Annotated in this window: 16 protein-coding genes; 8 read left to right on the top strand and 8 right to left on the bottom strand. The window is 67.3% G+C overall.

From position 1 onward, the window contains the following. Positions 1–10: 10 nt before the first annotated feature. Together IWY39_RS08565 and IWY39_RS08560 are read left to right on the top strand one after the other, a co-directional pair. The gene (locus IWY39_RS08565) at positions 11–400 is read left to right on the top strand and encodes a GtrA family protein (RefSeq protein ID WP_107124340.1); all 390 of its coding nucleotides are present in this window, start codon (positions 11–13) and stop codon (positions 398–400) included. Beyond that, on the top strand, positions 378–2,141 hold the full coding sequence (locus IWY39_RS08560; protein WP_107124341.1) for a hypothetical protein: 1,764 nt from the start codon (positions 378–380) through the stop codon (positions 2,139–2,141). Before IWY39_RS08565 ends, IWY39_RS08560 begins: the two co-directional genes overlap by 23 nt. Here the strand turns inward: IWY39_RS08560 and msrB are convergent. From msrB to IWY39_RS08545, 3 genes are read right to left on the bottom strand one after another with little or no spacing between them, the layout of a single operon-like run. Then, positions 2,122–2,598 (bottom strand): peptide-methionine (R)-S-oxide reductase MsrB, encoded by a 477-nt coding sequence (gene msrB / locus IWY39_RS08555; RefSeq protein WP_107124464.1) that lies wholly within the window; start codon positions 2,596–2,598, stop codon positions 2,122–2,124. The two genes, IWY39_RS08560 and msrB, sit on opposite strands and share 20 nt — an antisense overlap. Positions 2,599–2,616: 18 nt before the next feature. Beyond that, on the bottom strand, positions 2,617–3,807 hold the full coding sequence (locus IWY39_RS08550; RefSeq protein WP_181316693.1) for an ABC transporter permease: 1,191 nt from the start codon (positions 3,805–3,807) through the stop codon (positions 2,617–2,619). Continuing rightward, the gene (locus IWY39_RS08545) at positions 3,804–4,769 is read right to left on the bottom strand and encodes an ABC transporter ATP-binding protein (RefSeq protein ID WP_107124343.1); all 966 of its coding nucleotides are present in this window, start codon (positions 4,767–4,769) and stop codon (positions 3,804–3,806) included. The genes IWY39_RS08550 and IWY39_RS08545 overlap by 4 nt, the downstream gene beginning before the upstream one ends. 34 nt (positions 4,770–4,803) lie before the next feature. On the opposite strand from IWY39_RS08545, the gene queG reads away from it, so the two are divergent. Then, complete coding sequence (queG, locus tag IWY39_RS08540; RefSeq protein ID WP_107124344.1) at positions 4,804–5,838, top strand: tRNA epoxyqueuosine(34) reductase QueG; 1,035 nt, start codon at positions 4,804–4,806, stop codon at positions 5,836–5,838. Here the strand turns inward: queG and IWY39_RS08535 are convergent. Next, entirely contained in the window at positions 5,835–6,209 is a 375-nt protein-coding gene (locus tag IWY39_RS08535) for a hypothetical protein (protein ID WP_107124345.1), read from the bottom strand. The two genes, queG and IWY39_RS08535, sit on opposite strands and share 4 nt — an antisense overlap. Continuing rightward, on the bottom strand, positions 6,206–6,874 hold the full coding sequence (locus tag IWY39_RS08530; RefSeq protein WP_196871419.1) for an EI24 domain-containing protein: 669 nt from the start codon (positions 6,872–6,874) through the stop codon (positions 6,206–6,208). The genes IWY39_RS08535 and IWY39_RS08530 overlap by 4 nt, the downstream gene beginning before the upstream one ends. A gap of 111 nt (positions 6,875–6,985) precedes the next feature. Here IWY39_RS08530 and IWY39_RS08525 point away from each other — a divergent pair, with 111 nt between their 5' ends. Then, positions 6,986–7,999: an adenosine kinase gene (locus IWY39_RS08525; protein ID WP_107124346.1), complete on the top strand. Its 1,014-nt coding sequence runs from the start codon at positions 6,986–6,988 to the stop codon at positions 7,997–7,999. Here the strand turns inward: IWY39_RS08525 and IWY39_RS08520 are convergent, their stop codons facing one another. From IWY39_RS08520 to tsaD, 3 genes are all read right to left on the bottom strand, one after another. Beyond that, positions 8,000–9,496 (bottom strand): lipopolysaccharide biosynthesis protein, encoded by a 1,497-nt coding sequence (locus IWY39_RS08520; RefSeq protein ID WP_017184289.1) that lies wholly within the window; start codon positions 9,494–9,496, stop codon positions 8,000–8,002. Between the two features lie 67 nt (positions 9,497–9,563). Then, the gene (locus IWY39_RS08515) at positions 9,564–10,535 is read right to left on the bottom strand and encodes an NAD(P)H-dependent glycerol-3-phosphate dehydrogenase (RefSeq protein ID WP_107124347.1); all 972 of its coding nucleotides are present in this window, start codon (positions 10,533–10,535) and stop codon (positions 9,564–9,566) included. 11 nt (positions 10,536–10,546) lie between these two features. After that, a complete protein-coding gene (gene tsaD / locus IWY39_RS08510; RefSeq protein ID WP_107124466.1) occupies positions 10,547–11,581 on the bottom strand; it encodes a tRNA (adenosine(37)-N6)-threonylcarbamoyltransferase complex transferase subunit TsaD in 1,035 nt (344 codons plus the stop codon). Positions 11,582–11,625: 44 nt separating this feature from the next. Between tsaD and hemC the strand changes: the two genes are divergently transcribed. The 4 genes from hemC (at position 11,626) to IWY39_RS08490 (ending at position 14,978) form a co-directional block, all read left to right on the top strand. After that, positions 11,626–12,552 (top strand): hydroxymethylbilane synthase, encoded by a 927-nt coding sequence (gene hemC / locus IWY39_RS08505; protein WP_107124348.1) that lies wholly within the window; start codon positions 11,626–11,628, stop codon positions 12,550–12,552. Then, positions 12,549–13,220: a uroporphyrinogen-III synthase gene (locus IWY39_RS08500; protein WP_107124349.1), complete on the top strand. Its 672-nt coding sequence runs from the start codon at positions 12,549–12,551 to the stop codon at positions 13,218–13,220. Before hemC ends, IWY39_RS08500 begins: the two co-directional genes overlap by 4 nt. Next, positions 13,217–14,125, top strand: a complete 909-nt coding sequence (locus IWY39_RS08495; RefSeq protein ID WP_107124350.1) for a hypothetical protein — start codon at positions 13,217–13,219, stop codon at positions 14,123–14,125. Before IWY39_RS08500 ends, IWY39_RS08495 begins: the two co-directional genes overlap by 4 nt. A 109-nt stretch (positions 14,126–14,234) precedes the next feature. After that, positions 14,235–14,978, top strand: a complete 744-nt coding sequence (locus IWY39_RS08490) for an esterase/lipase family protein (RefSeq protein WP_107124351.1) — start codon at positions 14,235–14,237, stop codon at positions 14,976–14,978. Positions 14,979–15,005: the final 27 nt, after the last annotated feature.

Below are 15,005 nucleotides of genomic sequence, written 5' to 3'. Positions count from 1 at the left end.
TCCGGTGCGCATGTTGGTGGCGCTGGTTTCGCGTCTGATGTTTGCCCGCTATCTGCTGGCCAGCATCTGCGCGCTGTCGAGCGACATGACCCTTTTCCTGATGCTCGACCATGTCGGCGCTGCCCCCATGCTGGCGGCGTTTGGCGGTTATGCCGTCGGTCTGCTCGTCCACTGGACCATCAGCATCCGTTTCGTGTTCGACACCGGCACCGGCCCGACCCACGCGCAGCGCGCCGGGTTCGTGGCGAGCGCCCTGCTGGGGATGGGCATTACCCTTTCCATGGTCGGCGGGCTGAGCCTGATCGGCGTTGCGCCGACGATCGCTAAATTGCTGTCCGTGCCGGTCAGCTTCCTTACCGTTTATGCGATCCGCAAATATGGCATCTTCGCCCGCGCCTGACGGAAAGCGGGCGGCGCTGCTGGCGCTGCTTGCCTGGCTGCTGTGCAGCGCGGCTATGCTGTGGCTGTTCCGGGGCGATTTCGCCACGCTTGGCTTTCGCGATCCCGATGACGCCATGCGTCTGGCGCAGGTCCGCGACTGGATCGGCGGGCAGGCCTTCTGGGATGTCAGCCAGCATCGCGTGAACCCGCCCATAGGCGGGCCGATGCACTGGTCGCGGATCGTCGATATGCCAATCGCGGCGCTGATCCTGCTGCTGCGCCCGTTGCTGGGCATGGCCGTGGCGGAACTGGTCGCCTGCGCCGTCGTGCCGCTGCTGCTGCTGGGCGGGCTGACCGCAGCGCTGTTCGTCGCCACGCGCCGGATTGCCGGGACGATCGTGGCGTTGCTGGCCGTCATCCTGCTGCTGACCGCCCCGTCGATCCTGGTCCAGTTCACGCCGCTCAGGATCGACCATCATGGCTGGCAGATCATGGCAGCCGCGCTGGCACTGGGCGGCGCGATGGACTCGCGCCCGGTGCGCGGGGGCGTCGTTGCGGGGCTGGCACTGGCGCTCTGGCTTCAGATTTCGAGCGAAGGCCTGCCCTATGCAGCGCTGTTCGCTGCGCTGTTTGCCCTGCGCCACTGGATCGACAGGGCCGAAACGCCGCGCTTCGTCAGCTTCACTGTCGCACTGGGCGCAGGCGCGCTGATCCCGCTCATCTTATTGCGTGGGCCATCTGCCGTACTGGCGCGCCAGTGCGACGCGCTCTCCTTCGTCTATGTCTGGCCCTTGGTCGCGCTGGCGGTTGCGACGCCTGCCGCCGCAAGTTTGATCGGCCCGTCCACCGCGCTACGCCGCTGCCTGATCGGCGCGATCGGGGGCGGCGCGGCGCTGGCGACCTTCCTGCTGACCGGCGGGGCGTGCCTGTCGGGTGATCCCTTCGCGGCGTTGGGACCGCTGGCCTATAAACTCTGGTATTTGCAGGTCATGGAGGGGCGGCCGATCTGGGAACAGAGCCGGTTGATGGTGGGCGTCATCCTGCTTCCCTCGCTATTCGGCCTGATCGCCACGCTATTGGCGGCGCGCGCGGCCAGCGGCCCGGTGCGGATGCGCTGGCTGACAATGGCGCTGCTGCTGGCCGGGGCGATGCTGGTGGCGATCATGGTCATGCGGGCCGTGTCCGTGGCGCATCTATTCGCCTTGCCCGGCACCACTTGGCTGCTGTTCGCCCTGTTCCGCCGGGTGCAGGCGTCCGCCAACGCGATGGTGCGGATAGCCGGTTCGGTCGCACTCGTGCTGCTGACCCCGGCTGGTCTCTGCGCGCTGTGGGTCGCGTTGGCCGCGACGCCCGAACCGGCCCGAAATGCCAGCGCCAATTGCCGCGCGGCCACGGTGCTGGCCCCGTTGCACATCCTGGCGCCCACGACCCTGTTCGCGCCGATCGACCTTGGCCCCGACATTCTCGTCCAGACCCGCCATAGCGTCATCGGCACTGCCCACCACCGCAATGCAGCGGGGATTACGGCGGTGATCGAAGGCTTTGTCGATGTACCGGACCAGGCAAGAACAGTGATCGGCGCAACCAGCGCGCGCTATGTTGTGACCTGTGACGGGCTCAACGAATATCGCCTCTATGGCCAAGCCAATGGCAAGGGTCTGGCGGCTCAACTGGCGCGCGGTACGATACCGCAATGGCTGGAACCCCTGCCGACCAAAGGTCCGCTGAAAATCTACCGGATCAGGCCGCCACGAAGCTGAGCGCGACGCCGTTCATGCAATAGCGCAGACCCGTGGGCTTTGGCCCGTCGTCGAACACATGGCCCAGATGCCCGCCGCAGCGCGCGCAATGAACCTCGGTCCGGGGATAGCCCAGCGCGAAATCGCGGCTTGTCCCCACCGCCTTGGGCAGTGGGGCGTAGAAGCTGGGCCAGCCAGTGCCACTGTCGAACTTCGTCTTGGAGCTGAACAATTTTTGTCCGCATCCAGCGCAGGCGAAAATCCCTACGCGATGTTCCTTGTTGAGCGGGCTGGTGAAGGGATGCTCCGTCGCCTGCTTGCGCAGCACATTATAGGCGAGCGGCGACAGCCGCTTGCGCCATTCCGCATCGCTCAGGGCATAGGGATAGGCGGCCTCCGCCGTACCAAGGCCCAGCCGCCACCAGCCCAGCGCCATCGCGCCGGTCGCTATGCCGCCCAGGAAGAATCGCCGGTTCATGACGCCATTAAACATGGTTCAGCCTGTCGTATTCCTGAACAGGCGTTTCCACCAGCTGCCGCCCGATTGCATGACATGGCGGCGGAACAGCAGCACACCCACGCGGATGATCAACGCCACGAACGCCGCCTGCCACAGCAGCGCCAGCAGATGCGGCCACAGCGCATCGGATTGCGCCGCGCGCGCGATCATCGCGAAGGGTGAACTGAACGGAAAGATCGTCGCCGCGACCTCCGCGGGTGATCCCATATGGTCGACGGCGTAGCTGGCGAAAAAGAAGATCAGCATCTGTCCCATGGTCACCGGCATGTTCAGTGTCTGCACTTCGCGCACCGTAGCCGCCTGCGCGCCGATCCCCAGGAACAGCGATCCCAGCAGCGTATAGGCCATGGCGAAATAGAGGGTGGCAAGGATCAGGAATATCGGCCAGCCCACCGCGGGGGCTGGCAGGCTGGACCCGCCCCCATGCAGCGCCAGGAAGATCGCGAAGGCGGTGCCGCCCCAAAAGGCGATGCCGACAAAGCTCATCGCCAGCATCGCCATCAGCTTGCCCAGGAAAATCGCGTCTATCGGCACGGCAGCCGCCAATATCTCTATGATCTTGTTCGTCTTTTCCTCGACCAGATTGGACAGGATCATCCCCGCCAGCAGGATCGTCAGGAAAAACATCACCACCTGCGCCATGCGGCCGATCAGCAACCGCGCCTGCGCCTGCGCGCCAAGGCTCTTGGCGACCTCCTGCCGCTCCACCTGCACGAGCCGCAGCGTATGTTCCGCTTGCGCCGCGCTGGCGATCAGGCTCATATCGCCCTGCAACTTGTCGAGATCTTCCGCTTTGCCGGTCAGGATCGGGTGCGCGACCGATCCGGAAAGGATCGCCACCACCGCCGAATCAGGGCGCGCCAGCTGCTCGCGCGGTGCCGGGGTCAGCGGCACGCGCCGCAGCCTGACCAGCGCCTGATCCCCCATCCGTTCGGTCAGACGGGCATGGGCGCGCTCCAGCTTCGCGGCTTCCCCCGCTGGCATGGCGATGCCCACCAGCGGGCGCAGGTCTGTGCTGGCAATCTTCTCGCCCAGGCCGCCAAGGGCCATGCCGATCAGAATGGGCAGCAACGGGCCGAGCAGAAACAGGATGAAGGTGCGCGACAGCACGACGGCGGTGAAGTCCCGCCGGGCGATGACCAGCGCGGCGCGCAGCATCTCTCTCATGCGTCCTGTTCCCGTGCCTGCGTTTCTTCCATCTGGCGCGCGGTCGCGGCCCCGGCGATGGCGACGAAGGCGTCGTGCAGGCCCGGCCTTTCTATCGACAGGCTTTCAATCCCCGCCTGCCCATCCAGCAGTGCGCGCAACAGCGGCTCGATCCCGTCATCAGGCAGGGCGAAATGCCATGCGCCATCCTCCACCACCGTATCGGCGGGCAAAGCGCGCCGCCACGCCCCGTCGCTCGCCTTGGTACGCAGCCGCACCTGCGGGCGTAGCCGATCGCGCGCGTCGGCCACCGTCCCCTCGAACCGGATGCGTCCGCCCGCAACGATGGCGATCCGCTCACACAGCCGTTCGGCATGGGCGATGACATGGGTGGAAAAAAGGATGGTGACGCCCCGACGCGCCTGCTCACGGATCAGCGCCTCCAGCTTCTCCTGATTGATCGCATCCAGCCCGGAAAAAGGCTCGTCCAGCAGGATCAACCGGGGTTCGTGGATGATCGTCCCGAACAATTGCACCGTCTGCGCCATGCCCTTGGACAGTTGGCGGATCGGCTTGTCGATCGCGCCGCCCATGCCATGCCCCTCCAGCATCGCCCGCGCCCGTTCGCGGCCCTGCTTCAGCGGCAACCCGCGCAGCGCCCCCATGAAGGCGATCGCCTCAAACGCCTTCATCGACGGATAAAGCCCGCGCTCTTCCGGCAGATAGCCGACCTGCCGCGCCATCCGCAGCGGGGCGGGATCGCCCAGCAGCGACCGCGTGCCTTCGTCCGGGTCGATGATGCCCAGCAGGGTGCGCAGCAGCGTCGTCTTGCCCGCGCCATTTGGCCCCAGCACGCCATAGATGGACCCGGCAGGCACGGCGATGTCGACGCCGTCGACCGCGCGGAAACTGCCGAATGTCTTGACAAGGCCATGGCCTTCGAGCGCATAGCGGAGGGGCGGGGCCGGAGTGTCGCCGTTCATCCGCTCCTGATAGTGTCCCCCCATGCCAACGCAAATGGAAAGCTTGGAAACCCGTCTGAAGGTGCAGGCCGCGTCGCTGGGCTTTGCCGCTTGTGCCATCGCGCCTGCTGACGTGGCGCCGCAGGCCGGGAAGCGGCTGGGCGAATGGCTGGATGCGGGCCATCATGGCGACATGCTGTGGATGGAGGAGCGCGCGGGACAACGTGGATCGCCGCGCGGCCTGTGGCCGGACGTGCGCAGCGTCGTCATGCTGGGGATGAGCTATGCGCCGGGGCGCGATCCGCTGGCGCTGGCGGACGTGCCGGACCGCGCGCGCATATCCGTCTATGCGCAGGGCAAGGACTATCATGATGTCGTCAAGAAGGGTCTGAAAAGCCTGGCCCGCTGGCTGGTGGAGCAGCAACCCGGCGCGCTCAAGGTGTTCGTCGATACAGCGCCGGTCATGGAAAAGCCGCTGGCGCAGGGGGCGGGGCTGGGCTGGCAGGGCAAGCATAGCAATCTGGTGAGCCGCCAGCATGGCAGCTGGCTGTTTCTGGGGGCGATCTACACCGAAATCGCGCTGAAACCCGACGCGCCGGAGGTCGACCATTGCGGCAGTTGCACCGCCTGCCAGACGGCCTGCCCGACCGATGCCTTCCCATCCCCCTATGTCGTCGATGCCCGCCGCTGCATTTCCTATCTGACGATCGAACATAAGGGGCCGATCCCGCACGAACTGCGCGAAGGCATAGGCAACCGCATCTATGGTTGCGACGATTGCCTGGCGGTCTGCCCCTGGAACAAATTTGCCGATCAGGCGGCGGCCAACAAGGCGTTCGTGGGCCGCGCCGAACTCGCCGCGCCTGCCATTGCCGACCTGCTCGCGCTGGACGATGCCGCGTTTCGCGAAATCTTCTCCGGCTCCCCCATCAAGCGCATCGGCCGCAATCGCATGGTGCGTAATGCGGCGATTGCGGCGGGCAATAGCGGCGACGCGCGCTTGCTGGGCCGGTTGCAGGCGCTGTTAGGCGATGATGATCCGGTGGTGGCGGAAGCGGCGGCCTGGGCGATCGGGCGGTTGTCGGTTTAGCGCGCCCGCAACGCCGTTGCGCAGGCAGACGGATCGACATCCGTGCCAGCAGGCGAGCGCGCGTCCACATGGGTGACCACCGGCTCCTTGCCGCGTGCGGGGGCGTAGAGATAGGTGTCTAGGACGCAGCGGCCATTGGCAAATTGCAGCTTGCGCACCGTTGCCTCGCGAATGTCGAGCCGGGGCGTGCCGAACATCTGGGTCAGGGCGCGCGCGTCCGCGCCCATCAAGGGACCGGGCTTGCCAAAGGCGCTGGCCGGGGGACCGGCGGGCGGGGGTGATATTCCGGTCTGCGGCACCACGCTGCCAGCGCCGCAGGCGGCAAGCGGCAGCGACAGCAGCGCGATCAGGGTAAGGCGGGGGGCGTTCATACAGGCTTCCTTCTGACGCCGTGCAGCATGTGGACCGCCATAGCCGCGCTCCAGATCGGCGCAAGCAGGTTGACCAGCGGGACAAGGAACAGAAGCGCCGAAGCGAGCCCCAGAAGCCATCGGCTGCCGCGCGGGATCGGCGGATGGCCGGGATGGCGTGGTTCCACCATGTCGGCCAGATCGCGGCCCAGCAGATAGGCGTTGAGCGCCAGAAACAGCCCGATCGTCCCCACGCCTGTCACCAGCAATGCGATATAGGCAGGCAGCGCCAGCAGGTTCCAGCCGATCGTCCGCGCGACCGAGGCCAGCGCATAGCGGATGCTGCGCGCCGGTCCGACCGGGCGCGCATGGGCCGCAGCGTCCGGGTAACTGTCGCTCTCGACGGCGGCGACAATGTCGTCGGCGAACAGGCCCATCACCGCCATCGCGGTCGCGCGGAACAGCAGCCATCCTGCCGCAACGACGATCAGCGCGGTCGCCGCCGCCTCCGCCAGGCCGCCGCCGCCCCAGCCATAATGGAGGCGCAGCGCATGGAATCCTGCCCACAGCCCCACCGCCAGCAGGGCAAAGACCAGAAGCGTCAGCAACAATGTCTTGACCAGCAGCCGCCTGGCGGCGGCATGGAAGATCAGCGGGAAGGCGCGCAGCGCGGCGGTCAGGACCATCGCGTCCTTATCCTGCCTGTCGCGAGGCCCGTCAATCGCACGCTGTTGCATGGCGACACGCGCGCCGATAGAGACGGCACCCGGACATTCCCCGTACCATAAGGATATTGCGTGACCGCTTCCGCTTCAGTTTCGGCCCCGACGCTTGACGTCGTCGCCATCGGCAACGCCATTGTCGATGTTCTCGCACGCAGCGATGACGCCTTTCTGGCCGAACATGCGCTGACCAAGGGCGGGATGCAGCTGATCGACGCCGATATGGCCGAAGCGCTCTATGCCGACATGCCCCAGGCCAAGGAAATCAGCGGCGGATCAGCCGCCAACACGCTGGCGGGGCTTGCCGCGCTGGGCAAGACGTGCGGCTTTATCGGCCAGGTGAATGACGATCAGCTGGGCACGGTATTCGCCCATGACGTTCGCGCGCTCGGCATCCGGTTCGACACACCGGCGATGACTGGCGACGTGCCTACCGCCCGCTGCCTGATTCTGGTGACCCCCGACGCGCAGCGTACGATGAACACCTTTCTGGGCGCATCGCAATTTTTGCCCGAAGCCGCGCTTGACCTCGACATGATCCGGTCGGCGGGCATCCTCTATCTGGAAGGCTATTTGTGGGATCCGCAGCAGCCGCGCGCGGCGATGCGGGCGGCGATCGACGCGGCGCGCGGCGCGGGACGCAAGGTCGCCTTCACCCTGTCCGACAATTTCGTCATCGACCGGCATCGCGCCGATTTTCTGGACCTGATCGATCATGGCCAGATCGACATCCTTTTTTCCAATGAAGGCGAAATCCAGTCGCTCGCGCAGATCGACGATTTCGACAAGGCCGTGGCGACGATGGCGGCCAAGGTGCCAGTGCTGGTGTCGACCCGCAGCGAAAAGGGCGCGGTCGCGATCGTCGATGGCATGCGTTACGAGGCACCCGCTGCGCCGGTCGCGCAGATTATCGACACGACGGGCGCTGGCGATCTGTTCGCCGCCGGTTTCCTTGCCGCCCATATCGACGGGCGCAGCGTGGCTGATTGCCTGGCATTGGGTGCAGCGGCGGCGGCCGAGGTGATCTCCCACTGGGGCGCGCGGCCGGAGGATGATCTGGGCGTGATGCGCGACAGGCTGTTCGCCTGATCAGTCCGCCTTGCGCTTGCGGAACAGGGTGCGGTCATCGGGGCCAAAACCCCAGCGCCAGATGACCACGCCATAAGCGCCCAATATCGCCCAGACGCCGACGACCAGTTCGACCCATTCCAGGCGCGGCGGCAGGGCGACGAAGGCCGCGCCGACGATGCAGGCAACGCCTGCTGCGCTGAGCAATGGCCAGCGCCAGGCGTTGATCGGCGCATCGAGCAGTCGCGCGAGCAACCGCGCCTTGACGAAGGCGCCGACCGCCAGCGCAAGGCACAGCGCCAGCGCCGGGGCGGCGGCGACCGCCATGACCGGGAGGCCAAGTCGACGGGCGAGCAGGATCAGCGCGAAGCTGAAAACGGCCTGACAGCCTATCATGCCGAGCGAGATCATCAGATTGCGGTGGCGCGCGATATAGACCAGCGCTGATTCGCTGACGACTGCGGTGGCGGCGATCACTTCGGCCAGCAGCAGGAAGGCCAGCGCCCCGGTGCCGCTGACGAAATGCGGGCCAACCAGCCCCATCACCGCTTCGCCGGGGATGCCGAGCGCCAGCGCAATTCCGGCCTGCGCGGCGATGATCCAGAACCCGACCTGGCTGACCTGCCGCGCGATCCCGGCCAGATTGCCCTCCGCCAGATTGCGGGTGATGACCGGGCCCAATATCGGGTCGAAGCTGGTCTTGAGCTTCTGCGGCAGCGATGCGACCTGTTGCGCGACATAATAGATGCCGATGACCGCCGGGCTGACGAACAGGCCCAATATGGCCATGTCGAGCCGCCGCGATCCCCATTCGACCCCGTCGGCGGCCGCTAGCGGCAGGTTGCGCCGCGCCAGCCGCCACAGTCGGCCAGAATCAGGCCGCCAGCCCACAGGCAGGCCATAATGGCGCGCCATCGGAATGATGGAGGCGATGAAGGCGGCGATCATCGACACGGCGTAGGACAGGATCAGCCCGTCACGGGTCGAATAAAAGGCGAAGGCGAAGGCGCCGATGCTGATGGCCCAGGGTTCTATGATAGAGCGCGCCCGCACTGTCGCACCAACGTCGAATTTATAGGCGCAGGCGGCCAGCGCCACGTCCGACCCGGCGACAGCGATGACGACCAGCGCCAGCAGCCGGTCGAGGCCGTTGATGCCGCTATTGGGGAACATGGCCTGCGGAAAGGCGACCAGCAGGCCAGCGCCCGCCAGCGCGGCGATCATCGTCACCAGCATTGCGTCGGTGACGACATGGGCGTGGGGCCGTTCGGTCTGGCTGAGCGCCCCCGCCAGCCCGCGTTTCAGCCCCAGCGTCGCGAGTTGTGCGACAAATTCCACCACCAGCACGGCATAGGCAAATCGGCCCAGCGCTTCGGCGCCATAGACGCGACCGGCGATGAACAGGAAGGGCAGCCGCGCGGCCAGGCGAAGAAGGAAGCCGAACACATTGGTCCGCCCGCCCTTCGCCAGGGCGGCGATGTCATCCTCGTCCTTAGGCGCAGGATGCTGCCCGGCCAATCGAATCCCCTCTGTCGTCGCGTCTGTTGACCCAAATGTAGCCATGATGGTGCGGGCGCGCGATGGCTTATTCGGGCCGCAACGGACGCGCGAGCAGCGCGTCGATCACGGTGCCGAGCGGCGCAGCGTCGGCCAGCAGGGCGCAGACCGCTTCGACCACCGGCATTTCGACCCCCGCCGCGCGCGCGGCATCGCGCAGCACCGGGGCGGTAAACGCGCCTTCGGCCACGGTACGGCGGTTGGACAGGAGCTCAGCGGCGCTACGCCCTTCGCCCAGCCCCTTGCCCAGCGAGAAGTTGCGCGAATTGGTGGAGGAACAGGTCAGCACCAGATCGCCCAGCCCCGATAGTCCGGCCAGCGTCTCCGCCCGCGCCCCGCGCGCCAGGCCAAAGCGCGTCATTTCGGCAAAGCCCCGGCTGATCAGCGCCGCGCGGGCATTAAGGCCCAGGCCAGCGCCGTCCGCCACGCCACAGGCGATCGCCAGCACATTCTTGACCGCGCCCCCGATTTCCGCGCCGGTCACGTCGTCGGACAGATAGGGCCGGAACGCCGGGCGGGCGATCCGCGCCGCCAGTTGCGCGCCCAGCACGGCATCGTCGCACGCCAATGTGATCGCGGTCGGCAAGCCTTTGGCTACTTCATGGGCGAAGGTCGGGCCGGACAGGACGGCGATGGGCGATGTCGGCTGCACGGCGCGCGCCACCTCACCCATCAGCAGGCCGGAGCCGGCCTCGATCCCCTTGGAACACAGGACCAGCGGCACACCGGCTGGAGCCTGACGGACGACATTGCGCAGATGTTGCGCCGGGCTGACCACCAGCACCATGTCGCAATCGCCAAGGTCGGTCATCGCGCCGGTCGCCCGGATCGACGGGGCCAGCTTGATACCGGGCAGATAGAGCGGATTTTCGTGCCCGCCATTGATCGCGTCGACCACATCGGTCTCCAGCGCCCACAGCGTCACGGCCTGCCCGTCGGCGGCGAGCAGCTGCGCCAGCGCCGTGCCCCATGCGCCGGCTCCGATGACGCCCGCCTTCATGCCTTGCCCATTCATGCTTTCACTCCGGCGCCACGCGCCTTTTCCGCTGCGGGATCCAATGGCCAGCGCGGCCGGGCGGGAACGGTCAGATCGTCGATCAGTCCTGCGGCGAAGCGCTCCGCCCCGGCCCAGGCGATCATCGCTGCATTGTCGGTGCACAGCCATAAGGGCGGCGCGACGAAGGGCAGGCCATGGTCCGCCGCCAGCTGTTCGAGCGCCGCGCGGATCGCCTGATTGGCTGCGACGCCGCCCGCCACGACCAGCGCGGTCATGTCGTCTGCCTGCGTCAGCGCGCGGCGGGTGCGGTCGATCAGGCAGTCGATCACCGCCTGCTGGAAACTCGCCGCAATGTCCGGTTGCGAATATTGCCCGGACTGCACCGCACGCATGACCGCGCTTTTCAGGCCCGCGAAGGAGAAATGCGGTTCCGCCGTGCCGAGCAGCGGGCGGGGCAGGGGAACGGCTTTGGGATTGCCCTGCGCCGCCGCCATTTCCACCTGCGGGCCGCCGGGATAGCCAAGCCCCAGCAGCTTGGCGGTCTTGTCGAACGCTTCGCCCGCCGCATCGTCGATCGTGGTGGCCAGACGCGCATAGTCGCCAGGGCCGCGCACCAGCAAAATCTGGCAATGGCCGCCCGACACCAGCAAGAGCAGGTAGGGGAATTGCAGCGTCCGGTCGGACAGACGGGGCGAAAGGGCGTGGCCTTCCAGATGATTGACCGCGATCAACGGCTTGCCCGCCGCATGGGCCAGCGCCTTGGCCGTCACCAGCCCCACCATCACCCCGCCGATCAGGCCCGGCCCGGCGGTCGCGGCGATCACATCGACCTGATCGAGCGTCATATCCGCGTCCGTCAGCGCCGCTTCGATCAGGGGCGCCAAGGCCTCCACATGGGCGCGGGCGGCGATTTCCGGCACGACGCCGCCATAGGGGCGGTGCGCCTCTTCCTGCGTGGCCAGCCGATGCGCCAATATCCTGCCATCGGCCGTCACCAGTGCCGCTGCGGTTTCATCGCAGCTCGATTCCAGGCCAAGGATGATTGTCATTGCCGCTTCCATCTAATGCCCGCGCCCATTAGAGCAAGCCGCATATGATTTTGTTCGACCGACCGTTGCGCCTCGGCACCAGGGGTTCGCCCCTTGCGCTGGCCCAGGCCCGCATGACCGCCCGCGCTTTGTGCGATACCCATGGCTGGCCCGATAGCGCCGTGGCCATCGTCACCGTCCAGACCAGTGGCGACCGGATACAGGACCGCGCACTGGCGGAAATTGGCGGAAAGGCGTTATGGACCAAGGAATTGGACCGTGCGCTGGCGGAGGGTGACATCGATTTCGCCGTCCACAGCATGAAGGATGTGGAAACGCTGCGCCCCGCCGCGATGCGTATCGCCGCAATGCTGCCGCGGGCCGATGTGCGCGACAAGCTGGTCGGGGCAGACAGTTTCGACGCGCTGCCCGACAATCCGGTGGTCGGCACCAGTTCGCCGCGCCGAGCCGCGCAGGTGGCGCGGTTGCGACCGGACGCCACCATCACGCTGTTCCGGGGCAATGTCGCGACGCGGCTCGCCAAGCTGGCGGCGGGCGAAGTTCATGCGACGCTGCTGGCGGCGGCGGGGCTGGACCGGCTGGGGCAGGGGGATGTCGGCATCACGATTCCCGTCGACACGATGCTGCCCGCCCCGTCGCAGGGGGCGGTCGGGATAGAGACGCTGGCCGACAATGAAGCCGTGCTGGCGGCGCTGGCCGCGATCAGTGACGCCGATACGTTCGATTGCGTCATGGCCGAACGGAACGTGCTGATGGGTATGGGCGGCACCTGCCATTCGCCGATCGCCGCGCTGGCGCTGGTGGATGGCGACCGGCTGCACCTTCGCGCAGAGATCATCAGCCCCAACGGGCAGGAGACGGTACGCGATGAAGTGCGGATCGACCGGCACGACAGCGATGCCGCGCAGGCGGTGGGTCGATCGCTGCTGGACCGGGCCAGCCCGGCGCTGCGGTCCCTGTTCGAGGGATGAGGCGGGTTATTGTCCTGCGGCCCGAACCGGGGGCGGGCAGGACGGCGCAGGCCGTGGCGCGGCTGGGATGGGAGGCGGTCGTGCATCCGTTGTTCGCGCCCCAGGCGCTGGAATGGACGCCGCCGCCTGCCGGGGATTTCGACGCGCTTTTGATGACCAGCGCCCATGCGGCGCGGCTGGCGGGTCCGGCACTGGCGGCCTATCGCGGACTGCCCGCTTATGCGGTGGGCAGCGCGACGGCGGCGGCCATGCGGGCGCAGGGCTTTGACGGGGTGAGCGCAGGCGATGCCGACGCCAGCACGATCGCCGCGCGGATCGCAACCGAGGGCCATCGCACGGTGCTGCATGTGGCGGGCGCGACGGTTGCGCCCATGGCGACAGGATCGCTGCATGTCAGGCGGATCGCGGTCTATAGCATGACCAGTCTGCCGCCCGATCCTGCGCTGTTGGACGATGCGATGCCGGGATCGGTGCTGCTGGTCCATTCCCCGCGCGCGGGCGAGCGGCTGGCGGAGCAGGTCGCGCCGACTGCGCGTGCTGCGCTGCATATCGTGGCCATCAGCCCCAATGCGCTGGCGGCGTGCGGAAGCGGCTGGGCCAGCGGTCATGCGCCCGACCAGCCGGGGGATGACGACATGCTGGCTCTCTTGCGCGGTTTGTGCGAATGACGGATGTCATGACAGGCAAGAGGGGCAGCATGAGCGACGAGGATGGCCTTGGCAGCATGACCCCGACCCCACCTTCCGCCCGGCGACGGGGCATGGTGCCGCTGCTGGTTTTGATCCTTCTGGCCTTTGTGGTGGGGGTCGGCGTCACCATCTGGGCCTGGCCGCAAATCCAGAGCCGCATGGACGAACCGCAGCCACAGGCGGCCAGCATGGCCCCGCCACAGGCCAGCACTGTCCCACGGACCCTGACGCAGCGCTCCTTGTCCATTGACGCCGCGCAGATGCTCGACGCGCGCGTGGTGCAACTGGAGGAGCGGTTGACACGCATCACCGTGGAGGCGCAGGCGGCGTCGGGCAATGCTGCGCGAGCGGAGGGGCTGCTGGTCGCCTTTGCCGCGCGCCGGGCGCTCGATAGCGGGACGCCATTGGGCTATATCGAAGGGCAGTTGCGGCTCCGCTTCGGCCAGGCCCAGCCGCGCGCGGTCGCGACCATCATCAATGCCGCGCGGGAGCCGGTGACACTGGCCGACCTGCGCGGCGGGCTGATCGACATTGGCGAGCGGGCCACGACGCCGCCTGCCAATGCAAGCTGGTGGAGCGCGCTGGAACATGAAGCGCGCGAACTGGTCACGATCCGCCGGGCGTCGTCTCCTTCGCCCCGTCCGCAGGCCGGGTTCGACCGGGCAATCCACTATCTTGACGGCGGGCGGGTCAATGCCGCGCTGGCAGAGGTCGAGCGGCTGCCAGGCCGTGCGGCCGCTGATCGCTGGATCCAGCTTGCCCGCCGCTATCTGGAGGCGCGTCGCGCTCTTGACCTGATCGAAACGGCAGCCATATTGGAACCGCGCGTGTTGCGCAGTGCGGAGGGCGCGCCGGTCGCGCAGACGTCGCCGCTTGCCCCCTGATCCGATATTGCGATAAACAGTTTATCAGTTGCGACGAAACCGATGGACGCGGACGGCGTTTGTCACGACAGTGTCATCTTTGCCTTCAGGCCAAAGGGATTTTGTCGTCGTGCCTCCTTATGCTGCCGTTACCACTTTCTGGAAGGATCGCCTGGCGTCCGGCCCCCGTGCCGCCCGGCCTTCGATTCAGCATCTGGTCGGCAATATGGCGCTGCCCTTCGATCTGGCGCGGACGCGGGCGCAGGCCGATATATTGGCGCGGACGATCCAGGGCGATGGTCGCACGCTGCTGCTGATCCCTGGCCTGCTGGCATCGGATGCGCGAATGGAGCCGATGCGCGCGATCCTCAACAAGGCCGGATTTGATGCCCATCACTGGGGCATGGGGCGCAATTATGGCCCGAAGCCGGACAGCCTGGACGCGATCGACCGGCGGGTGGACGAAATAAGGCGGACGACCGGCGGGCGGGTGACGCTGGTCGGCTGGAGCCTTGGCGGCCTATATGCGCGAGAATATGCCAAGCTGGCGACGGCCAAGGTCGGCGGCGTGGTGACGCTGGGCACGCCTTTTTCCGGCGACCCGCGCGCCAATCATGCCTGGCGGCTCTATCAGCTGGTGTCGGGTACGCCGGTCGATCGCCCGCCCTTTCCCTGCATGCGGGAGGTCAAGCCGCCCGTTCCGACCGTGGCGCTCTGGTCGCGGCGCGACGGGGTAGTCCTGCCCGAATGCGCGAAGGGTCGCCGGGGGGAGCGGGATAGCGCCATCGAGGTGGATTGCACCCATATGGGTTTCGCGGCCGCCCCGGAAGGCATCGCCGCCGTGGGCAAGGCGCTGGCCTTGACGCGCGCCTGACGCGATCCAGGCCCGCGTAGAGCGGAT

Source organism: Sphingobium sp. JAI105 (assembly GCF_015752145.1).
Lineage (GTDB): Bacteria > Pseudomonadota > Alphaproteobacteria > Sphingomonadales > Sphingomonadaceae > Sphingobium > Sphingobium xenophagum.
The sequence above is the reverse complement of the archived record's forward strand: the minus strand, read 5'-3'. Positions and strand labels throughout refer to the sequence as shown.

Excerpts from the sequence above, each read along its gene's own strand:
- IWY39_RS08565 (WP_107124340.1), top strand. The coding sequence starts at position 11 with ATGTTGGTGGCGCTGGTTTCGCGTCTGATGTTTGCCCGCTATCTGCTG.
- IWY39_RS08560 (WP_107124341.1), top strand. The coding sequence starts at position 378 with ATGGCATCTTCGCCCGCGCCTGACGGAAAGCGGGCGGCGCTGCTGGCG.
- msrB (WP_107124464.1), bottom strand. The coding sequence starts at position 2,598 with ATGAACCGGCGATTCTTCCTGGGCGGCATAGCGACCGGCGCGATGGCG.
- IWY39_RS08550 (WP_181316693.1), bottom strand. The coding sequence starts at position 3,807 with ATGAGAGAGATGCTGCGCGCCGCGCTGGTCATCGCCCGGCGGGACTTC.
- IWY39_RS08545 (WP_107124343.1), bottom strand. The coding sequence starts at position 4,769 with ATGAACGGCGACACTCCGGCCCCGCCCCTCCGCTATGCGCTCGAAGGC.
- queG (WP_107124344.1), top strand. The coding sequence starts at position 4,804 with ATGGAAAGCTTGGAAACCCGTCTGAAGGTGCAGGCCGCGTCGCTGGGC.
- IWY39_RS08535 (WP_107124345.1), bottom strand. The coding sequence starts at position 6,209 with ATGAACGCCCCCCGCCTTACCCTGATCGCGCTGCTGTCGCTGCCGCTT.
- IWY39_RS08530 (WP_196871419.1), bottom strand. The coding sequence starts at position 6,874 with ATGGTCCTGACCGCCGCGCTGCGCGCCTTCCCGCTGATCTTCCATGCC.
- IWY39_RS08515 (WP_107124347.1), bottom strand. The coding sequence starts at position 10,535 with ATGAAGGCGGGCGTCATCGGAGCCGGCGCATGGGGCACGGCGCTGGCG.
- tsaD (WP_107124466.1), bottom strand. The coding sequence starts at position 11,581 with ATGACAATCATCCTTGGCCTGGAATCGAGCTGCGATGAAACCGCAGCG.
- hemC (WP_107124348.1), top strand. The coding sequence starts at position 11,626 with ATGATTTTGTTCGACCGACCGTTGCGCCTCGGCACCAGGGGTTCGCCC.
- IWY39_RS08500 (WP_107124349.1), top strand. The coding sequence starts at position 12,549 with ATGAGGCGGGTTATTGTCCTGCGGCCCGAACCGGGGGCGGGCAGGACG.
- IWY39_RS08495 (WP_107124350.1), top strand. The coding sequence starts at position 13,217 with ATGACGGATGTCATGACAGGCAAGAGGGGCAGCATGAGCGACGAGGAT.